The following is an 863-nucleotide window of genomic DNA, read 5'->3' as shown; positions in this document are numbered from 1 at the left end:
CCGCCGCCCGCTGGCGCGACCGGCTGTACCTCGTCGACGCGCGCTTCACCAGGCCCAGAGCCGGGAGACGGCTTTCAACGGCGTCGCGGTCCTCCTCCGATCCCCCGTTACGCCCTGGAAGTGCGCTGATCACCGCGCGCAGCGGAGGGCGAGGGTCCGGACCGAGATCGGTCCGGACCCTCGCCCTGCCGTTCGCGACGGGGCGGCTGTCAGACGCGGGCGGTGTGGTCCGCCCGCGGCGCCGGGTTCTCGTCCGCGATAGGGAGGGCGGTGGCGGCGGGCCTGCTCGCCGGGCGGGCGGCGGCCAGGAGGAGCACGGCGACGATCCCCTGGATTCCGATGATCATGGACTGCGTCACGGGCTCCTTGACGTCCAGCAGGACCATCGTGGTGTTGGTGGCGAAGTGGACCGCGATCGAGGCGAGAACGCCGGCGCGTTCGTAGGCGTAGGCGGTCAGCATGGCCATCGGGACGGTGCTGACGGCGAAGAGCACGCCGCTGGGGGTGGCCAGGCCCAGCTCGTTCTGGACGGTTCCGTCGATGAAGAACAGCGGCAGATGCCATACGGCCCAGATGACACCCAGTACCAGACCGACCTGGAAGCGGCCCATGGACGCGCGCATCCGGGGATAGGCGGTGCCGCGCCAGCCCGGCTCCTCGGACAGCGGGCCGGAGATCACCATGCCGACGAGGAACGCGGCGGGTCCGCCGACGTCCTCCACCGCGTCCTTGGCGACGTTCAGGCTCAGCGCGGGGCCACCCGCCGCGTGCGCCAGCAGCGCCGCCGACAGCACCGTCGCCGAGGCGACTACCAGCATCAGTGGGGCCCACAGCAGGCTCTTCCGCCGGAACGGGACCGCGTG

Annotated in this window: 1 protein-coding gene; it reads right to left on the bottom strand. The window is 72.1% G+C overall.

Features of this window, described 5'->3' with window-relative positions; translation table 11 throughout:
* Positions 1 to 209 precede the first annotated feature (209 nt).
* A partial coding sequence (locus AXW62_RS22645; protein ID WP_107406334.1) for a CPBP family intramembrane glutamic endopeptidase occupies positions 210 to 863 on the bottom strand: 654 nt, incomplete at its 5' end.

The sequence above is a fragment of the Streptomyces hygroscopicus subsp. hygroscopicus genome (assembly GCF_001553455.1).
GTDB lineage: Bacteria > Actinomycetota > Actinomycetes > Streptomycetales > Streptomycetaceae > Streptomyces > Streptomyces hygroscopicus.
This window is presented reverse-complemented; position numbering and strand designations above follow the sequence as displayed.